At 68.5% G+C, this 19,447-nt stretch carries 17 protein-coding genes; 5 read left to right on the forward strand and 12 right to left on the reverse strand.

Features of this window, described 5'->3' with window-relative positions; translation table 11 throughout:
• Positions 1-25: 25 nt before the first annotated feature.
• The 9 genes from IE191_RS07075 to IE191_RS07115 all read right to left on the reverse strand — a co-directional run bounded on the left by IE191_RS07075 (position 26) and on the right by IE191_RS07115 (position 7,760).
• Positions 26-754 (reverse strand): YoaK family protein, encoded by a 729-nt coding sequence (locus tag IE191_RS07075; protein WP_191323669.1) that lies wholly within the window; start codon positions 752-754, stop codon positions 26-28.
• Positions 755-765: 11 nt separating this feature from the next.
• A complete protein-coding gene (locus IE191_RS07080; RefSeq protein WP_191323670.1) occupies positions 766-2,181 on the reverse strand; it encodes an alginate export family protein in 1,416 nt (471 codons plus the stop codon).
• A gap of 26 nt (positions 2,182-2,207) precedes the next feature.
• Positions 2,208-2,633 (reverse strand): DoxX family protein, encoded by a 426-nt coding sequence (locus IE191_RS07085; RefSeq protein WP_373299256.1) that lies wholly within the window; start codon positions 2,631-2,633, stop codon positions 2,208-2,210.
• Positions 2,634-2,637: 4 nt separating this feature from the next.
• Positions 2,638-3,522 (reverse strand): glyoxalase, encoded by an 885-nt coding sequence (locus IE191_RS07090; protein ID WP_191323672.1) that lies wholly within the window; start codon positions 3,520-3,522, stop codon positions 2,638-2,640.
• 14 nt (positions 3,523-3,536) lie between these two features.
• A complete protein-coding gene (locus IE191_RS07095) occupies positions 3,537-5,399 on the reverse strand; it encodes an amidohydrolase (protein ID WP_191323673.1) in 1,863 nt (620 codons plus the stop codon).
• Position 5,400: 1 nt separating this feature from the next.
• Positions 5,401-5,655, reverse strand: a complete 255-nt coding sequence (locus IE191_RS07100; protein ID WP_191323674.1) for a DUF1427 family protein — start codon at positions 5,653-5,655, stop codon at positions 5,401-5,403.
• Between the two features lie 77 nt (positions 5,656-5,732).
• Complete coding sequence (locus IE191_RS07105) at positions 5,733-6,410, reverse strand: hydrolase (RefSeq protein WP_191323675.1); 678 nt, start codon at positions 6,408-6,410, stop codon at positions 5,733-5,735.
• A gap of 32 nt (positions 6,411-6,442) precedes the next feature.
• Entirely contained in the window at positions 6,443-6,925 is a 483-nt protein-coding gene (gene dps, locus IE191_RS07110) for a DNA starvation/stationary phase protection protein Dps (RefSeq protein WP_191323676.1), read from the reverse strand.
• A gap of 4 nt (positions 6,926-6,929) precedes the next feature.
• A complete protein-coding gene (locus IE191_RS07115) occupies positions 6,930-7,760 on the reverse strand; it encodes an alpha/beta fold hydrolase (protein WP_191323677.1) in 831 nt (276 codons plus the stop codon).
• A 180-nt stretch (positions 7,761-7,940) separates the two neighbouring features.
• On the opposite strand from IE191_RS07115, the gene IE191_RS07120 reads away from it, so the two are divergent.
• Positions 7,941-8,576, forward strand: coding sequence for a response regulator transcription factor (locus IE191_RS07120; protein WP_191323678.1), 636 nt, complete (start codon positions 7,941-7,943; stop codon positions 8,574-8,576).
• The gene (locus IE191_RS07125) at positions 8,566-9,318 is read left to right on the forward strand and encodes a sensor histidine kinase (protein ID WP_191323679.1); all 753 of its coding nucleotides are present in this window, start codon (positions 8,566-8,568) and stop codon (positions 9,316-9,318) included. The genes IE191_RS07120 and IE191_RS07125 overlap by 11 nt, the downstream gene beginning before the upstream one ends.
• Here IE191_RS07125 and IE191_RS07130 read toward each other — a convergent pair.
• The 3 genes from IE191_RS07130 to IE191_RS07140 form a co-directional block, all read right to left on the reverse strand.
• A complete protein-coding gene (locus IE191_RS07130) occupies positions 9,315-10,244 on the reverse strand; it encodes an MlaA family lipoprotein (protein WP_191323680.1) in 930 nt (309 codons plus the stop codon). The genes IE191_RS07125 and IE191_RS07130 overlap by 4 nt on opposite strands.
• A gap of 96 nt (positions 10,245-10,340) precedes the next feature.
• Entirely contained in the window at positions 10,341-14,360 is a 4,020-nt protein-coding gene (locus IE191_RS07135; protein ID WP_191323681.1) for a bifunctional nitrate reductase/sulfite reductase flavoprotein subunit alpha, read from the reverse strand.
• A 4-nt stretch (positions 14,361-14,364) separates the two neighbouring features.
• Positions 14,365-15,588 (reverse strand): nitrate/nitrite transporter, encoded by a 1,224-nt coding sequence (locus IE191_RS07140; protein WP_191323682.1) that lies wholly within the window; start codon positions 15,586-15,588, stop codon positions 14,365-14,367.
• Between the two features lie 95 nt (positions 15,589-15,683).
• On the opposite strand from IE191_RS07140, the gene IE191_RS07145 reads away from it, so the two are divergent.
• The 3 genes from IE191_RS07145 (at position 15,684) to IE191_RS07155 (ending at position 19,382) form a co-directional block, all read left to right on the forward strand.
• Positions 15,684-17,378, forward strand: a complete 1,695-nt coding sequence (locus tag IE191_RS07145) for a bifunctional protein-serine/threonine kinase/phosphatase (RefSeq protein ID WP_191323683.1) — start codon at positions 15,684-15,686, stop codon at positions 17,376-17,378.
• 217 nt (positions 17,379-17,595) lie between these two features.
• The gene (locus IE191_RS07150) at positions 17,596-18,174 is read left to right on the forward strand and encodes an ANTAR domain-containing response regulator (RefSeq protein ID WP_191323684.1); all 579 of its coding nucleotides are present in this window, start codon (positions 17,596-17,598) and stop codon (positions 18,172-18,174) included.
• Positions 18,174-19,382: a CmpA/NrtA family ABC transporter substrate-binding protein gene (locus IE191_RS07155; protein WP_191323685.1), complete on the forward strand. Its 1,209-nt coding sequence runs from the start codon at positions 18,174-18,176 to the stop codon at positions 19,380-19,382. Before IE191_RS07150 ends, IE191_RS07155 begins: the two co-directional genes overlap by 1 nt.
• The last annotated feature ends 65 nt before the right edge of the window (positions 19,383-19,447 follow it).

The raw sequence follows: 19,447 nt of genomic DNA on the forward strand, positions 1-19,447 counted from the left end.
CTGCGGCCTGACCAGATCGCCACCGTCAAGGGCGATGCGGCAGGGCCATCAGCGGGTGCTGCACGCAGGCCAGCGTACCACCCAGCACGAGGCAGGCGGTCAGCGCCAGCGGCACCGCAAGGCCCGTGTGCAGAACCAGCAGCGCCCCTACTGCCGCCCCGGCAAAGATCATGGCAATGGCCATCAGGCGCGTGCGCAGGTTCGGCCCGCCGCTGTCGGCCGCAAGACCGGTGATGGTGAGCGTGAGGACCGTGGTGGTGAGATCGGGCACTTTCAACTGCCGCACCGTGGCGTTGCGGAAACCCATCGCCCCCGCCGTCAGCGCCACCATGGACAGCGCCGCCCACGCCGGGTGCCCCACCGCGCCCGGTGCCGCCGGCACCAGTGCCACGCCCGCCGCCACCAGGAACAGCACCGCCTCCAGCACAGCCGCACGCATCAGCCAATAGCGCAAGGGGTGGCTGGCAGCGTGGCGCCACAGCCGCCCGGCCACGCTGGCACCGGCCATGAACAGCGCCAGCGCAACCAGATAGGGCACCGGCATGAAGCCCGGCGCGCGGGCCAGGGCAAAGGCGAGGAACACCACGTTGCCGGTCATGTTGGCGGTAAACACCTTGCCCAGCCCCAGCACGCTGACGGCATCGACCAGACCGGTGGTGGCCGATAGCAGCAGCAACAGGCGCGGCAGCGGCGAAGGCGGCTGCACGGCAACGGGCGAAGCTGGCGGAGCAGCCGGCGGGAGGGTTTCGTCCATGGCGTTCTCCTTCAAAACCGGAAAAGGGCTTCCCCGGCAACAAGATCGATCGGCTGCGTGGCGCCCGCCTGCACCAGGAACCCGCCGGGCACGAAGCGGCTGGCCGAAGCGGTCAGGGCCAGTTCGCGGGTGGCCTGCCAGGTCATCACCGCCTCGGCCTGCTTGCCCAGGAAGCGGGCCTGGCCGGCGCTGGCGGCGTGCAGGCGGTGGCCGGGAATGTCATAGACGCCATCGCCCCGGCTCTGCCGCCAATAGGCCATGGCCGTCAGCCCGAGTTGCACCGCGCCGCCGTTGATCCGGCCCAGCGTGAACGCCAGTGCGGGATGAATATCGATCAGGTTGCGCGGGCCGAACGGCGACAGTTCGCCAAAATACTTGCCTTTGGGAAACAGCGGGTTGAACCCTTCCATGCGGCCATCGCCGGCGGCCTTGTCTCCCGTGGCGAGATCGGCGTGGAGCGACAGGTCGGGCTTGCCGGGGATGGCGGGAAAGCGGCGTCCGGCACGCAGGGCCAGCGACCAGGCGTGGATCGGCCGGCCATCCAGCCGCCCGGTCTGCACCATCGCCTCGCCATCCCAATAGGCCCGCCCCGCCTGCCCCGCCGCGCGCAGGCCCAGCGTGGTGCGGCGCTCGTCTCCCGTGCCGTGATCCAGGCCCGCGACTTGCAGGCTGGCGGCGCGATCGTGATAGACCAGGGCATAGGCATCGATCCGCGCGGCATGGCCCATGCCCAGCCAGCGCGTGGCATAAAGCCCCCACAGCGCCTTTTGCCGGGAGCGGCCATCGTCGAAATTGCGCGGCCCCGCCACCACCGGCACGAGATAGAACAGGCTGGCGGTGACGCGGCCGGAATCGAGCAGAGCGCGCGTGCCATCGAACGGCTGCGGCGTGTTGGGGCCATAGCGTGTGCCGACCAGCCGCTCGCTGCCCAGGCTCACCAACTGGCGCCCCGCCTCCAGCCGCAGCGTAGTGCCCGGCGCCAGCGGCACAGTCACATCGGCAAAGGCCTGCACCAGATCGACGCCGGTGCGATCGACCGGAGAGGAGCCGCCGACGATCCCCCCGGCGGCATTGGCCAGCCCCTGCACGAACAGGCGAACGCGGCCCAGATGCAGGTCGGCATGGGCCATGGCCCGCCAGTATCGCGCGGTCTGCCCGTCGCTCGCCTCCACCCGCGCGCGCAGCTCAAGGCCGGTGGACAGGTAGCGATCGGGCGATCCGAGCGGGACATACTTGAGCGGCCCGGTCCACCGCCGCTGGCGCAAGGCCGGATCGGCCAGCGCGGCCCAGTTTTCGGTATAGCGGGTGATGGTCAGCGTCGGTGGGCGCCACGCCTCGATCACGCTGCGCGGCAGGGCGTCGGCCTGGTCCGCGACCTGATCGGTGGATTGGGCGTAAGCGGCCGTCGCCAGTAGGGCAGCCGGCATGGCCCAGCAGGCGGGCCGGCGCGCGATCACATGCGCCCCTCGCGCCGCGCGTGCTCGGCCACCAGCGCGGCAAGCACGAAGCCGCCCGCCAGGCCGAGATGCTCGAAAAAGGCATTGGTGGCAGCAAAGCGCGCCGCGCCCTGCATGGCCCAGAACGGATTGGCCAGGCACGCGGCCAGCACGGTGAACACGCCGAGCATCCCCGCACCCAGCCACACCAGCCGCCCGGCGAGGATCAGCGCCGGGCCGACCAGTTCCACCGCGATCGTCGTCGCTGCCCAGAACGCGGGCGGATGCATGCCGAAATGCGCCTGTTCCGCCACGGCGCCGGGCCAATCGCCCAGCTTGGCCAGCGCGCCCACCAGATAGGCGCCCACCAGCAGCAGCCGCGCGACAAACCAGGTGGGCGGCCAATCGAGCACCGCATCGACAAGGCGGGGTTGGACCTTCATCATGTCAACGCAGCGCATTCTGGTGGATTTCGGCGATATAGCCACCGGGGAAGCGCACCAGCGCGGCCATGCGCCCGCCCACTTCGCGGGGCTGGATCAGCGTTTCCACGCCCGCAGCCGTGGCCTTGGCCAGCGTGGCGGCAAGATCGGGCACGGCATAGCCGGTCATGTCCCGCCCCCAGGGCCAGGGCAACTGGCCGTTGGAGACCAGCACGGTCAGCTTGCCATAGCCGCTGTCGATCATCACGCGGCGGATCGGCACGGCCTGGCCCACTTCGCCGCCCGGCGCGGTCTTGTCGTCAGACACCACGCGGCCATGGGCAAAGCGCGTCCAGGCCGCGATGAAGGCGTCGGCAGCGTCCGCCGTCAGGTAGACGCGGTTTTCCGGCACGGTGGCGAGCGGGGTATAGTGCGGCGTGGCGGTGTGCCAATAGAGCTGCATGTTCACCCCGCCCGGCCACTGCACCACCACGTCGCGCCCGATCGGATCGGGGAACGTCTCGATCAGTCGCGTGGCGCCCGCCGCCCGCGCGGCGGTGACGGCGGCGTCCATGTCGGTCACCAGATAGCCGGTGCGTTCGGCGCCGAACGGATAGGGCACCGGCGTCTTGAAGCCGAACACCGAAACCGTACCGGCGGGGGTAAGCACCAGTTGCGACTTGGTCAGGCTGGGCGTGGGCGTCACCTGGAATTCGCCCTGCTTGCTGGTGGTGCCGCCAAAGGTCGCCTGGAACGCGGTGACGAAAGCGTCGAACTGGTCCTGCGGCACATAGACGTGGGTGGTATCGTATTGCGGCCCCACCGAGAAATCGGGCGTGGCAACCGGCTTGGCCGCCACCGGCGCTGCGGCCACAAGCGCCAGCGCGAGGAAGGAAAGACGCAGCTTCATCGTGAATTCTCCTGTCAAACCGCCCAGCAGCCGCAGCCCAGCGCGCCCCAGAACGTCTGCACATCGGCGGCCGGGGCAGCCTGGCCCAGGGCAGCGGCGTGATCGTGGCCATGCACCTGGCAGGCACTGGCGCAACCGCAGGCGCTGGCCAGCATCGCGCGGGCCTGCTCGCTCTGGTGATAGCCGCCGAAGGTGTTGACCGGCGACCAGTCCGGCATCGCCGGCGGTAGTTGCGGCGCGAGCGGTGCGAAATCACCCTCGCCATGCACCACCTGCCCGCCCAGCAGAGTCAGCACGCTGCGGATATGGGCAATGTCATGCTCGGGCACGGCGAAGTAATCGGCGCTGAGCAGCGCGCAATCGGCCAGTTGCCCGGCGATGATCTGGCCCTTCTTGCCGACTTCATTGGAAAACCACGTGTTCTCGTGAGTCCACATGGCCAGCGCCTTTTCGCGGGAAACGCGGTTGGCGCCGGGATAGAGCGCCATGCCGCCCACGGTGCGCCCGGTGACGAGCCACGATAGCGACACCCAGGGATTGTAGCTCGCCACGCGGGTGGCATCGGTGCCGGCGCCCACGGGAAGGCCCGCCGCGATCATCCGCGCGATCGGCGGGGTTCGCTCGGCGGCACGATGGCCATAGCGCTCCACGAAGTATTCGCCCTGATAGGCCATGCGGTGCTGCACCGCGATCCCGCCACCCAGCGCGGCGATGCGGTCGATATTGCGGTCGCTGATCGTTTCGGCATGATCGAAGAACCAGTTGATGCCGGTCAGCGGAATATCGCGGTTGACCTTTTCATAGACATCGAGCGCGCGGCCGATCGTCTGGTCATAGGTCGCGTGCAGGCGCCAGGGCCAGCGATGCTCGGCCAAGAGGCGGATCACCGGCTCCAGATCGCTTTCCATGCTCGGCGGCATATCGGGGCGCGCGACGCGGAAATCCTCGAAATCGGCGGCGGAATAGACCAGCATCTCGCCCGCGCCGTTGTGGCGATAGGTATCGTCGCCCTGGCCCGGCGAAACCTGCTTCACCCAGCCGGCGAAATCGGCCAGTTCTTCCTTGGGTTTCTGCGTGAACAGATTGTAGCTGATCCGCACGGTCAATTGATCGTCGGCATGCAGCTTTTCGATGATGGCATAGTCATCAGGATAGTTCTGGAAGCCGCCACCCGCGTCGATCACTCCGGTCACGCCCAGGCTGTTGACCTCGCGCATGAAATGGCGGGTGGAATTGATCTGATAGTCTTCCGGCAGCTTCGGCCCCTTGGCCAGGGTGCTGTAAAGGATCGTGGCGTTGGGCTGGGCCAGCAGCAGCCCGGTGGGATTGCCGGCCGCGTCGCGCACGATCTCGCCGCCCGGCGGATTGGGCGTGTCCTTCGTGTAACCAACCACGCGCAGCGCCGCCGCATTGAGCAGGGCGCGATCATAGAGGTGCAGGATGAACACCGGCGTATCGGGAGCGACGGCGTTCAGCTCGGCCAGCGTGGGCAGGCGTTTTTCAGCGAACTGGTGCTCGGTAAAGCCGCCGACCACGCGCACCCATTGCGGCGCGGGGGTGCGATCGACCTGGGCCTTGAGCATGGCCATGGCATCGGCCAGCGTCGGCACGCCGTCCCAGCGCAGCTCCATGTTGTAATTCAGGCCACCACGGATGATGTGCATGTGGCTGTCGATCAGGCCGGGGATCAGGCGGCGGCCTCCCGCATCGATGACCTTCGCATCGGGCGCGGCGGCGGCGCGCACCTCCGCCTCGCTGCCCACGGCGAGGAAGCGGCCGTCGCGGATCGCCACCGCCTGCGCCGTGGGGTTGGCGCGGTCCAGCGTGGTGACCTTGGCGTTGACGATCAGCGTGTCTGGCCTGTGCATATCGGGCATCTCAGGCGTCCTTTTCCGGCGCGGTGCCATCGGGCAGGCGGCCAAAGATGTGGCTGCGACAATCGGTGCGCACGAAAGCCGCCAGCGAATGCCCGGCCACGGCATGGCGGACCAGCGGCACGGCCTGCTCGCCCAACAGGATGCCCAGCAACCCGACCAGCGCAATCACCGGCGGCGCAGGCGAGCGCACGCCCAGCAACGAATAGACGATGCCCACCAGGAGGCCGGCCGCGAGGGATGCGAGATAAGCCTTCATGAGGTTTCCTTGGGGAAACGGCCCGCCTTGCGAAGAGGGATGAAGAGCGGGCCGCAGGGAATCAGAGATCGGCGGGATCAGTGCTCGGCGCCGCCGACCACTTCGTGGGCGAACTGGCCGCGCTGCGGCGCGCCGTGGAGCATGGTGTAGGCATAGTCCACGCCCATGCCATAGGCGCCGAAGTGCTCGCGGGCGATCGCCATCACGCCGTCATAGGTGCCGCGCCGCGCCCAGTCGCGCTGCAATTCCAGCACCGCGTTGATCGTGGTGAGCGACTGCGCGCCGGCCTGCTCCATGCGGCGGATGGCGACATCGTGCGCTTCGGGCGACGTGCCACCCGAGGCGTCGGTGATGATGTAGACCTCGAAACCTTCCTCGATCGCGCTGAGCGTGGGGAACAGCAGGCAGGCTTCGGTCCACAGCGCGGCGATGACCAGCTTCTTGCGGCCGGTGGCCTTGACCGCGGCAACCAGCTCTTCGCTGTCCCAACTGTTCATCGAGGTGCGCTCGATCGGCGTCTGTTGCACCACGTCGAGCAGTTCAGGCCAGATATAGCCCGAGAACGACTTGGTCTCCACCGCCGTGAGGATGATCGGCGCACCGAACAGCTTGGCCGCCTTGGCGAGCGCGACAGTGTTGTTCTTGAGCAACTGGCGATCGATGCTGGTCACGCCGAACGACATCTGCGGCTGGTGATCGACGAACAGGAACACGGTATCGTCAGGATTGATCAGCGACTTGGCGTTAAAGGTCATGGCAGCGTTCCTTGCAGGAGAGGAAAAGGCGGTCAGTCCGCAATGAGGTGGGCTTCGAGCAGCCAGAGCTGTTTGTCCGCCCCGCGCGAGATCTGGGTGAAGAGATCGGCGGTGGTGGCATCGCCCGCCTGCGCCGCGGCATCGATCGCTGCGCGCACCGCCTTGCCAAACAGCGCCAGGCTCGCGGCCAGGGCGCGCAAGTGCGCGTCTCCACCATGCGCCGCGAGCGGATAGTCATAGAGCGTGGTGGCGCCGGCCGTGGTCTGCACCCGGCCATCGGCAACGTGGCCCAGCGTGGTGATCCGCTCGGCCAGCAGGTCCACGAATTCCTCCACTTCACCATGCACGGCGTCGAACAGGCCATGCAATTGCAGGAAGTGGCGGCCGCGCACGTTCCAGTGCGCCTGCTTGGCCTGGGCCTCCAGGTCCAACGCATCGGACAAGCGCGCCTGGAGCAGCGCCACCGATGCCTTGCGCACGTGGGCGGACAGATCGATGCTGGTTTCGTACGTCATCGGCTCAAGCCTTGAAGAACGCGAGTAGATCGGCGTTGATCACCTCGGGATGGGTGGACGCCATGCCGTGGGGCAGGCCCGGATAGGTCTTGAGCGTGCCGTGCTTGACCAGCTTGATCGCAAGGTGCGCGGAATCCGCGATCGGCACGATCTGGTCATCCTCGCCGTGCATGATCAGCACGGGCACCTCGATCGCCTTGAGATCGTCGGTGAAGTCGGTTTCCGAAAAGGCCTTGATGCAATCGTAATGCGCCTTGGCGCCGCCCATCATGCCCTGGCGCCACCAGTTGTCGATCAGGCCCGGCGAAACCTTGGCATCCGGGCGGTTGAAGCCGAAGAACGGGCCTTCAGGCACATCGCGGAAGAACTGCGCGCGGTTGGCGAGCAGCGCGGCGCGGAAGCCGTCGAACACGTCCATCGGCAGGCCGCCTGGATTGGCCGGGGTTTGCAGCATGATCGGCGGCACCGCGCCGATCAGCACGGCCTTGGCCACGCGGCCCGGCTTGGCCTGCGCCACGTAATGCGCCACTTCACCGCCGCCGGTGGAATGGCCGACATGGATGGCGTCCTTGAGGTCGAGATGATCAGTCAGCGCGGCCACGTCGGCGGCATAAGTATCCATCTCGTTGCCGGTGTCGGTCTGGGTGGAGCGGCCATGGCCGCGCCGATCATGCGCGATCACGCGATAGCCTTCGCCCAGGAAGAACATCATCTGCGCATCCCAGTCGTCGGCCGAAAGCGGCCAGCCGTGGTGGAACACGATGGGCTGCGCGGTCTTGCTGCCCCAGTCCTTGTAGAAGATCTCGGTGCCGTCGGCGGTGGTGATCGTGGGCATGACGTGAAGGCTCCCCTGCCGGCCGCGCGCGAAAGGGCCCTTTGCCCCCGCCCGGCCAGCGTTTGTTCGCCCTCCAGTCTGCGCCCGGCTGCTGCGCATGCCAGCCCCTGCATGGGGGGAAACGATCCCCCCATTTCGGGTGGCTACCGCTGGGCACCTCAGCGTGGTATTCCTTCGGCCATGCCCGCGCGCAACGACACCAAGATTGGCATCCTGATTGCCGACGATCACCCGATGCTGCGCGAAGGGGTTTCCGCCGTGATCGCGATGCAGAGCGACATGGCCGTGGTGGGCGAAGCGGCGACCGGCGAGGAAGCGGTCGCCCTCTATGATGCCCTCCGCCCGGCGGTGGTGCTGATGGACTTGCGCATGCCCGGCATGTCCGGCCTTCAGGCGATCGAGGCGATCCGCGCGCGCCATCCGCAGGCGCGCATCCTGGTGCTGACCACCTATTCCGGCGATGCCCAGGCGCTCCAGGCCCTGCGCGCAGGGGCGGCCGGGTTCCTGCTCAAGAGCAGCCTGCGCCGCGAACTGCTGGGCGCGATCCGCACCGTGCACGAAGGGCAGCGCCACCTGGCGCCCGACGTGGCGCAGGAAATCGCTCTCCACGCGATCGACGAACCGCTCACCCCGCGCGAAACGCAGATCCTGCAACTCATCGCCTCGGGCCATGCCAACAAGCAGATCGCCTGGGCGCTCAACCTGGCCGAGGAAACGGTCAAGTCGGGCATCAAGAACATCTTCGGCAAGCTGCACGTGAACGACCGCACCCACGCCGTGACCAAGGCGGCGCGGCGGGGCATCATTGAGCTGTAGAGACGCCCTGGGCGCGGGCGCACTGGCGGCCCTGGTGGTGCTGGGTGGCGTGCTCTGCCTGCTCTACCTGGCGCGGGTGCATTACCTGGGCCGGCTGATCCGCGATCGCATGGCTGAACGCATGCAGGAGCGCGAGCGCATTGCGCGCGACTTGCACGATACCCTGATCCAGGGGGTGCAGGGCCTGATCATGCAGTTCCAGTCGGTGGCCGATCACCTGGCCCACGATCCGGCGGCGCAGGCCGTGCTGGTTCCGGCGCTGGACCGGGCGGAGGAAATGCTGGTCGAGGGGCGCGAGCGGGTCAAGGGCCTGCGCCGCCTGGAAGACCGCCACTTGCGCCGCCAGTTGCAGCGCGTGATCGACAAGCAACTCACCACTGCCCGCGTCAGCCTGACCATCAAAGGCACGGTGCGGCCTTTGCAGCCCGACATTGCCGACGACATCGTCGCGATTGCCGGCGAGGCGCTGTGCAACGCGGTGCGCCATGCCCAGGCCAAGGCGATCGAGATCCAGGTGGAATACGGCGCGCGGGCGCTGGTGCTGTTCGTCAGTGACGATGGTATCGGCATCGCCACGCCCGACGCGGAAGACCGCGCCGCGCTGACCAAGGGGCACTATGGCCTCATCGGCATGCGCGAACGCGCCCGGCGCATCGGCGCAACCTTTGCCATCGAAAGCGAGCCTGGCCTTGGCACGCTGGTGCGGCTGTCTGTCCCTGCGCGCCTGGCGTATATCGCCTAGGGCTTGCTCGGCGCCGGTTCGTCCTTGGGCGCCTCATCCTTGTGCGGATGGCGCAGCGCGTCGATTTCGGCCTGGCGGCGCTTCAGGTAGAAATCGCGCGTGCCGTTGTAGGGATCAGACGATTCCTCGCGGAACTTCCTGAGCTGGCCATCGATCGCGTTGCGATCATCCAGCCCGCCGATCACGGTCACCGCCAGGCCATAGGGCACGGTATCGAGCGGCTCGCCCACGGCAAGCGGGAACCAGGCGCGGTCGATCGTGGTGCCGATCAGGTCGCGCAGCGTCGTCGGCCCGATCAGCGGCAGGAACAGGTAAGGCCCCGACTTGATCCCATAGAAACCGGCCACGTCGGCCAGGCCGTTGGGGCGGTAGGGAATCTTGAGCGGCTTGGCCTTGGCCACATCGATCAGGCCGGCAAGGCCGATGGTGGAATTGACGGTGAAGCGCACCAGAACCTGGCCCGCCTTGCCAAACTTGTGCTCCAGCAGGAACGCCACGAAGTTGCTGGGCTCGCGCAAGTTGTACAGCGCATTGTGCAGCCCGCGCCGCAGCGGCGAAGGCACCCCGTGCGCGTATAGCCGCGCCACCGGCGCCACCACCAGCTTGTCGCCCTTCTGGATCGCCTCGTAAGACTTTTCGTTGACCGCGTGGACGGGATCCTGGCGGGAATAGGCGTCACCCTGCACCACGATGCCGGGCGCTTCTTCCTGTTCCGATGGTTCGGAAGGCGGCGCTGCGCCGTCCGGCGCTACCTGAGGCGCGGTCTGGACCGGGACCGGGGCGGAAACGGCCGGTGCCGGAACCGCTTGGTCCTGGGCCCACGCAGGCTGCGCCAGGGCCAGGGCCGGCACTGCCAAGGCGGTTGCCGCTGCCCATTTGCCGTTCCAGAACGATGCCATTGCCCCAGTGGCCGCCAGTGTGATCATGCCCCGCCACTTGGCCGAAAATCCTGTACGCCAGATGAATTGGGCAGGTCATTTCGCAAAATTACGCGACTGTACCAGTCCTGCGACAACATCGCGTCAATAAACGTCTCGACAATAGCGGCCCGCTCTCCGCAGATCCTCGACAAAGACTTGTGCCGCTTCGGGAGACAGTCCGCCCTGGTCGCAGGCCACCACGATCAGCGTCGCCTCCACATCCCGCGCCATGTGCGCCGCGTCGCCACAGACATAGAGACAGGCCCCGTCCTGCAACCAGCGCCACAGCTCGGCGGCTTCCTCGCGCATGCGGTGCTGGACATAGACCTTGTCTGCCCCGTCGCGCGAAAAGGCCAGCGAGAGCCGCGCCAGATGGCCCTTGGCCTGCCAACGCTCGATCTCCGCGCGATAATAGAAGTCGCTGGCGCGGTGCTGTTCACCAAAGAACAGCCAGTTGTGCCCGGTGGCGCCGCGATGTTCGCGGTGTTGCAGAAAGGCGCGGAACGGGGCGATACCGGTGCCCGGACCGATCATGATCACCGGCGCGGCATCGTCTTGCGGCAGCACGAAGCCCTGCGTCGGCTGCACGAACAGCCGCGCGTCTCCGGCGCAGCGGTCGGCCAGGTGGGTGGAGCAGGCCCCGCCGCGCGGCGCGCCGTCCATGGCCCAGCGCACGGCCGACACGGTGATGTCCACCGCATCGGGCAGGGCCAGCGGGCTGGAGGAAATCGAATAGAGCCGGGGCTGCATCGGGCGCAGGGCATCGACCAGCGCCTGCGCCGGCAGTCGCACCGACATCGCCTGCAGCGCATCGAGCACCTGGCGCCCCCACAGCCAGCGCTCCAGATCAGCCTTGCGCTCGGCGGCGAGCAGCGGGGCAAAGCCGGCCGCCGGGTCGATCCGGGCCAGCGCCTCCAGCACGGCGCGCGCCGGGCGGGTGATCTCGCGACGGTGCAGCAGCGCCTCTTCCAGCACCAGCGTCTCTTCACCCAGCACCACCGATTCCTGCGCGTCCAGCCGCAAGTGATCGAGGATCGCGGCCACGGTGGCGGGATCGTTGACGCCCCACACCCCGAGCGCATCGCCCGCCTTGTAGGAAAGGCCACTGCCTGTCAGGTCAAAGCGCAAGTGGCGCACGTCCTTGGCCGAGCCCGGTCCGCTCAGCCGATGGTTGCGGATCAGCGGCGCGGCGAACGGGTGGCGCCGGTCGATCGTCGGCATTGGGGCCGCCGGGGCGCCGGGTTTGGCCATGCCTTGAGGCAAGGCCGCCAGAACCTGTGCCTGCCACGGGGCCGCATCGTCATCCGGCTCGCAATCCTGGCGGGGGGCGAGGGACTGGGCACCAAGCGCCAGCAAGCGCGCCTCCAGCGCGCGGCCAAAGCCGCAGAACGCATCATAGCTGGCATCGCCCAGCGCCAGCACGGCAAAGCGCAAGCTCTCCAGCCGGGGCGCCGAAGCGGCCTGCAACGCCTGCCAGAAGGCGGTGGCGCAATCGGGCGGATCGCCATCGCCAAACGTGCTGGCCACGAACAACGCATGGCCGGCCTGCGCCAGATCGGCAGGGGCAAGATCGGCAAGGCATGCCAGCCGCGGCGCATGGCCTTGCGCCGCCAGCACCTGCGCCACGTCCTGCGCCAGCGCCTCGGCACGCCCGGTCTGGGAGGCCCAGGCGACCAGCACCGGCAGGCCAGCGGGCACGGTGGGCGGCGGTGTCTCGGCGCGGGCATGGAGCCCGGCAAGCAGGCCGTTGACATAGAGACGCCGTTCGGGCGCCAGCGGAGCGGCGGGCGGCACCACCGGCAAGCCGCCTTGCGGGCTGATGCGCAGGCCCGCCACGAAGCCGCCCAGCCAGGCTTGCTCCTGCGCCGTCAACACCGGCGCGGGGGCGGCGAGCGCGAGATGGTCGGCCAGCCGTGCGGCGATCGGTGCAAGGGGTACAGCCTGGGTCGGCACGGCATCTTCCTGCGGCACGGCCACCGGCGCCAGCGCCACGGCGGCGAACTTGAACGCGGGCTGGAGCGAGATCGGGTCCACCGCATCGCTGGTCAGGGCATTCACCGCCTGCTCCGGCCCGAACAGATCGGCCCAGTGAAACGGGGCAAAGCAGGTGCCGGGCAGCACGCGATCGGTCACCACCACCGGCAGGATGGCCTGCCCCCGGCGCGTGCGCAATTGCGCGCGGCCGCCATCGGCCAGCCCCAGCGCGGCCGCATCCTGCGGATGTACTTCCACGAAAGGGCCGGGATTGAGCTTGTTGAGCGCGGGCACGGCGCCGGTCTTGGTGCGAGTGTGCCACTGGTGCTGCACGCGCCCGGTGTTGAGCACAAAGGGAAAATCTACATCGGGCATGTCTCCCAAGGGCAGATGCGGGCGCGGCCAGAACCGCGCGCGGCGATCGGGCGTGGGAAAGGCAATGCCCGCCGCATCGCTGTAGCGGATCGGGTTGCGTGCAGCAGCGCCGGGCGCGCAGGGCCATTGCAGCGGGCCTTCCTCGCGCAGCCGCGCATGGCTGGCGCCGCGCAGGTCATAGCCGGTGGCGGGATTGGCAAAGGCGGTGATCTCGGCAAAGACCTCTGCCGCGCTGGCATAAGTAAACGCCTCGGCAAAGCCCATGGCGCAGGCCACGCGCGCGATGATCTGCCAATCGGGCAGCGCTTCGCCCGGCGGCGCGACAGCGGCGGGGGTCAGCGTCAGGTTGCGTTCGGAATTGACCATCACGCCATCGCCTTCGGCCCAGAGCGCGCCGGGCAGCACGATATCGGCATGGGCATTGGTTTCGGTGGCCAGGAAAGCATCCTGCGTGATCACCAGCTCGGCCGCGTCCAGCCCGGCGATCACCTTGGCGCGATTGGCCACGCTCGCCACCGGATTGGTGCAGATGATCCAGCAGGCCTTGATCGCACCGCGCGCCATGTCCTCGAACAAGGCGATCGTGCCCTGCCCCGTCTCGGCGCGCAGCGTGCCGGGCGGCAGGCGCCAGGCCTGCTCGACGAACGCGCGATCGTCTGCGTTTTCGGCGCTGCGCTGGCCGGGCAGCCCCGCGCCCATGTAGCCCATCTCGCGCCCGCCCATGGCATTGGGCTGGCCGGTCAGCGAGAATGGCCCGGCACCGGGCTTGAGGATCGCGCCGGTGGCCAGATGCAGGTTGCACAGCACATTGGTGTTCCAGGTGCCTGCCGTCGACTGGTTGAGGCCCATGGTCCAGCAGCTCATCCAGCGCGGGTGCTGGGCGATCAGCGTCGCGGCGCGGTGCAGGTCCGCCTCGGCAAGGCCGGTGGCCTTGGCCACGCTGGCCGGGTCATAGTCGGCCAGGAACACGGGCATGTTCTCCCACCCGCTGGTGTGCGCGGCAATGAAATCGGCATCCACTGCGCCCTGGTCCAGCAGGATGTGCAACAGGCCGTTGAGCAGCGCCAGATCGCTGCCCGGGCGCACTTGCAGGAACAGGTCGGCCTTGTCGGCCGTGGCCGTGCGGCGCGGATCGACCACGATCAACTTGGCGCCCGCCTTCACCCGGTCCATCATCCGCAGGAACAGGATCGGGTGGCAATCGGCCATGTTGGCGCCGATCACCAGGAACAGGTCGGCCGCGTCGAAATCGTCATAGGCGCCGGGCGGGCCATCGGCGCCAAGCGAAAGCTTGTAGCCGCTGGCCGCGCTCGCCATGCACAGGCGCGAATTGCTTTCGATATGGCGCGTGCGGATAAAGCCCTTGGCCAGCTTGTTGGCCAGATACTGCGCCTCCAGCGACATCTGGCCCGAGACATAGAGCGCCACGGCATCGGGGCCGTCACGATCGATAATCGTGCGCAGCCCTTGCGCGGCGGCGGCAATCGCCCGATCGAGCGGCACCGCCGCCAGCGCGCCATCGGCGCCGCGCATCTGCGCCTGCGCGGCGCGGCCCGGCGCGGTGAGCGGCACGTGCGCCGATTGGCCCTTGGTGCACAGCCGCCCCCGATTGGCCGGGTGCGCCTTGTCCCCGCGCAGGCGCAAGACCTGCCCTTCAGCCACGTCCATCACCACGCCGCAGCCCACCCCGCAATAGGGGCAGGCGCTGCGCACCTGCACCGTATCGGCGGGGGAAGCGGCCACCTGGCCTTGCGGATCGGTGGGGATGAACATCGGCTCAGATCCGCACGCCGGCAATCGCCGCGCCCCAGGTGGTGCGCCAGCGGGTCTTGACCACGCTCAGCCCGCCCAGCGCGACCATGGCCAGCGCGGCAAAGATCAGGAAGCCCGGCCCCATCGACCCGGTCCACTGCTTGGCCAGGCCCAGCGACGAAGCCAGGTAGAACCCGCCCAGGCCGCCGCCAAAGCCGACCAGGCCGGTCATCACCCCGATTTCATTGCGGAAGCGCTGCGGCACCAGTTGGAACACCGCGCCATTGCCCACGCCCAGCGTGGCCATCACACAAAAGAACAGCGGGAACATCACGGCAAAGCTGGCCGGCGTCTGGCTGATCACCACCAACAGCACGGCGGCAATGGCATAGACCCCGGTCAAGGTCTTGATGCCGCCCACGCGATCAGCCAGCGCGCCGCCGATCGGACGCACCAGCGATCCGGCAAAGACGCAGGCCGCCGTGGCATAGCCGGCCATGATCGGGGTCATGCCCAGTTCGGTGGTGTACCAGGTGGGCAGCGAGCCGGAGAGGCCGACAAAGCCGCCGAACGTCACCCCGTAAAACAGGATGAACCACCAGGCATCGCCCTCGCGCAGCATGCGGAAATAGCCTGCGACATATTGGCCGAGCGGCTTGGCTTCGGGCTGGTTGGGGCTGTCCTTGGCCAGCGCGACGAAGGCGATGAGCACCAGCGCCGCGGGAATGGTGGCGAGCGCCAGCACGTTGGACCAGCCGAACAGCTTGGCCAGGACCGGCGCGAACAGCGCGGCGAGCACCGTGCCCGAATTGCCCATGCCGGCAATGCCCATGGCCTTGCCCTGGTGCGCGGGCGGATACCACCGGCCCGCCAGCGGCAGCGCGACCGAGAACGAAGCACCGGCAAAGCCCAGCACCACGCCCACGACGATCAGCGCGTGGATGCTGTCGACCCCCAGTTTCCACGCCGTGAGCAGCCCGCCGATGACGATCACCTGGCTGATAATGCCGGTGCGCTTTTGCCCGATGCGATCGGCCAGGAAACCGTTGACCAGGCGCAGCACCGCGCCCGCCAGCGTCGGCACTGCCACGACGAAACCCTTTTCCGCCGGGCTGAGCGCCATGGCCTTGGCAAAGATCGGCGCCAGTGGGCCGAGCAGGTTCCAGATCATGAAGGCCACGTCGAAATAGAGGAAGGCCATGATCAGCGTGGGCCGGTGGCCCGATTGCCAGAACGGTTTTTCAGTCATTGCGATACGCTCCCCTCAAAGCACGAAATGGATGTTGACGCCCGATGCCCGCACGGCCCCAATCGCGTGTGCACACACGTGAGGGGGCTGCTGCGATGCACGAAGAAGGACGGCTGTGGGCGGCGGTGGGCATTGCCACCGCGCAAGGCCCCCGGCCGGAAAACCAGGATTTTGCCGCCGCCTGGCTGGGCAGCGAGACCGAGCGACGGCGCCACGGCCTGGCCGCTGCGCTGGCCGATGGCGTGAGCGGAGGCAAAGCCGGGCGCGTGGCGGCGGAGCTGGCCGTGGCCAGCTTTTTCGACGGGTTCTACGCCCAGCCCGCCACGATCGGCGTGGCCGCAGCAGCCGAGCGCGTGCTGCGCCCCTACAACCGCTGGTTGGCGGCGATGGGCCGGGGCGAGACGATGGCCCATTGCGCCACCACGTTCACCGCATTGGTTCTGCGCGGGCGGCGTGCCCATGTGCTGCATGTGGGCGACAGCCGCGCCTGGCTGCTGCGCGACGGGCGCCTGCAACAATTGACTCAGGACCACTGCCACGCCCACCCCGACCGGCGCCACGTCCTGCTGCGCGCGCTGGGGCTGGAAGACACGCTGCGGCTCGATCACCAGCAACTCGCGCTCGCCCTGCATGACCGCCTGATCCTGACCAGCGATGGCGTGCACGGCGTGCTCCCGGTCCGCCGCATCGAGCGATTGCTGGCGGCGCGCCGCTCCGCCCAGGCCGATGCGCAGGATCTGGTCGACGCCGCGCTCGTTGCCGGGGGCCGCGACAATGCCAGCGCCGTGGTGCTCGACGTGGTGAGCCTGCCCGCGCCCGGTCACGATGCCGTGGCGGGCGATCTGGCGCGCCTGCCGGTGCTGCCCGCGCCGCAGGTGGGCGAGAGTGTGGACGGCTTCGCGCTCGATGCCCTGCTGTCCGACGGGCGCCTCGCCCGCGTGTTCCGCGCCACCGATACGCTGGCCGGCGGTGCCAAAGTGGTGATCAAGTTCCCGCAAGTCGCGCTGCTGTCCGACACTGCCGCCCGCGCCGCCTTTGCCCGCGAACTGGTGGTGGGCGCGCGGATCGACAGCCCGTTCGTGGGCACCGCGCTGGCCGTGGACGAAAGCCGCCAGACCCGGCTTTACGGGGTGCAGCCGTTCCACCCCGGCATGACGCTGGAAGCGCGGCTGGCGCAAGGACCGGTGCCGCTGGCCCAAGCCCTGCGGATCGCGATCGGCCTGGCGCGCGCCCTGGCCGCGCTGCACCGCCAGGGGATCGTGCATCGTGACGTGAAGCCCGAGAACGTAATCCTGGGCGAGGACGGCAGTATCAAGCTGATCGACCTCGGCGTCGCCCGCCTGCCCCATGTGGAGGAAGCGGGGCTGGATGAAATCCCCGGCACGCCTGGTTACCTGGCGCCGGAAATGTTCGGCGGAGAAGCGGGCAGCCCCGCCACCGACCAGTTCGCCCTGGGCGTGGTACTGTGGCGCCTGCTCGCCCGCACCTGGCCCCATGGCCAGGCCGAGGCGTTCAGCCGCCCGCGTTTCCGTCAGCCCGATCCGCCCAGCCAGGCCAACGCCGCCCTGCCCGGCTGGCTCGATGCCGTGCTGCTGCGCATGGTCGCGATCGATCCGGCCAGCCGCTTTGCCGACATGGTGGACGTGATCCGCGCGCTGGAAGGCGGCGCGGCGGTGGAGCGGGCGCCCTTGCGCCCCCTGCCCCTGCTGGAACGCAAGCCACTGCTGTTCTGGAAAGCGCTTTGCGCCATTCTGGCGGCGGCGCTGATCGTGGCGGTGGTGTGGCGGTAAGGGCGAAATGCGCGTCATGGGGCCTGCTCCGAGAACCGGGCGGCGCCATTGCCGTGCTGATGGGATGGGTGGGAAAGCGGCCGATCACGCCCTTGTGATCGCGCTGTTGGCCATAACCTGCCGCGTTTGCCGCCATGATGCAAGTGCGAAATCGCCGTGCGCGCCGCTCTCATTTTTGGCGTTGCATCGCGGCGAAACAGCCCCGACTCTCGCGCGTATGCGTGTGGCGATCGTCGATGAAAGCGCGGCCCGGGCCTCTGTCATCCATGAAGGACTGGCAGGGCTGGAGGACTGCGAGGTGAGCGTGATCACCGAGCGGCGCGGCCTGGTGGCGCGCATTGCCGCGCTGAAACCCGATATCGTGCTGATGGACCTGGGCAATCCCAGCCGCGACGTGCTGGAAGAGTATTTCGCGGTGAGCCGCGTGCTCGCCCGGCCGATCGCGATGTTCGTCGATGATTCCGACGAGGAATCGATCGGCGCCAGCATCGACGCCGGGGTTTCGGCCTATGTCGTCGATGGCTTTGCCCCGCACCGTATCCGCGCCATTCTCGATCTGGCGGTGCGCCGGTTCAATGCCTTTGCCCGCCTCCAGGCCGATCTCGACGACGCGCGGGGCAAGCTGGCCGAGCGCGAGAGCGTGGACGCAGCCAAGCGCATCCTGATGAAATCACGCGGTCTTTCCGAACCCGATGCCTATGCCGCCTTGCGCAAGACGGCGATGGACCAAGGGCGCAAGATCGCCGAAATCGCCCAGGCGGTGGTCACCGCCCATGGCCTGATGGGAGGCAATTGATGGCCCGGGAATTTGCAATCGGCTTCCTGCCGCTGGTCGACGCGGCGCTGCCGATTCTGGCGCATGAGCACGGCTTTGCCGCGCAGGAAGGGCTGGCGCTGCGCCTGGTGCGCGATGTGAGTTGGGCCACCGTGCTCGACCGCCTGCTCTATGGCCACACCGATGCCGCGCACCTGGTGGCGCCGCTCGCCATCGCCACCACGCTGGGGCGCGGGCGCCCGGCCCAGCCGCTCGCCGTGCCGTTCGTGCTGGGGCTGAACGGCAATGCCGTGACCCTGCGCGCAGACCTGGCCGCGCGCATCGCTCCCGATGGTGCACTGGCCGATCCCATGGCGGCCGGCGCCGCGTTGAAAGCGGTTGTGGAACAAGAACTTGGCGCAGGACGGCGGCTGCGCTTTGCCGTGGTGCATCGCCATTCCAGCCACAACTACATGCTGCGCTACTGGCTGGCCGCCTGCGGCATCGCCCCCGATTCGGACGTGGAGATCACCGTGGTGCCCCCGCCGTTCAGCGCCGACGCACTGGAAGCGGGCGAGGTGGACGGCATCTGCGTGGGTGAACCGTGGAACAGCGTGGCGGTGGAACGCGGCGCCGGGCGAATCGTGCTGGCCACGGCGCAGATCTGGCGACGCGGCGTGGAAAAGGTGCTGGCCATGCGCCAAGCGACGCTGGACACCCGGCGCGAGGAAACCGAAGCCCTGATTCGCGCGCTGACGCAGGCCGCGCGCCATTTCGCCGACCCCATGATGGCCCGCGAAAACGCCACGATCCTCTCGCGCTCCGCCTATCTCGACGGGCGGGCCGACCTGATCGAGCGCGCCATCACCGACCGGCTGCGCCTGGCCCAGGGCACGCCACCGGTGCATTTTCCCGATTTCATGTTCCAGTATCGCGAGGCGGCCAATTTCCCCTGGGTCAGCCAGGCCCAGTGGCTCTACACCCAGATGGTGCGCTGGGAAGGCGGCGCGGTGGACATGGTCGATGCCCAGGCCGCCGGGCGCGTGTTCCGTCCCGATGTCTATCGCGCAGCGCTGCTCGGCACCGGCGAACCCCTGCCCGGCGCCAGCTCCAAGGTCGAAGGCAGCCTGGCGCGGCTGACCTCCGTGGGCGCGCAGCAGGGTGCCATGACCATGGCCGACAACCGCTTTTTCGACGGTCGCAGCTTCGATCCGCATGAGATCGCGGGCTATCTGGCGAGTTTGGAATAGAATTTTACATCAAAGGGATATTGGATAAATCCCCCCTCCGACGGCCTGCGGCCGCCACCTCCCCC

Origin of the sequence: Novosphingobium pokkalii (genome assembly GCF_014652855.1) — a bacterium.
Classification (GTDB): domain Bacteria; phylum Pseudomonadota; class Alphaproteobacteria; order Sphingomonadales; family Sphingomonadaceae; genus Novosphingobium; species Novosphingobium pokkalii.